Origin of the sequence: Escherichia sp. AM3 (genome assembly GCF_032029835.1) — a bacterium.
Lineage (GTDB): Bacteria > Pseudomonadota > Gammaproteobacteria > Enterobacterales > Enterobacteriaceae > Escherichia > Escherichia coli.
On the sequence record NZ_JAVUPQ010001229.1, the window covers coordinates 1 to 244 of the forward strand.

Annotated in this window: 1 protein-coding gene; it reads right to left on the reverse strand. The window is 58.6% G+C overall.

What is annotated here, in order from left to right:
* Window positions 1–244 (reverse strand): class II glutamine amidotransferase (locus RTW80_RS30430; protein ID WP_312721949.1); only part of this gene is annotated, 244 nt, incomplete at both ends.

Here is a 244-nt window from a genome sequence, read left to right on the forward strand (position 1 = left end):
CGGCGGTCATGTTGCCGGGCGTACGGGGGTAGCGCTCAGTCAGCTTGTGCAGCAGCCAGCAAAATGCTTTTTCGCTGTCCGTTTCACCGACAGGACGAAAATTGCCGGTTTCCAGTGATTTAGAGCCCGAGAGCGGCCCGTTGTGCGCATAGGTCCAGTTACGGCCCCACAGTTCACGGGTAAACGGATGGGTATTTTCCAGCGCCACTTCGCCGCGATTTGCCTGGCGGATATGGGCGATCAC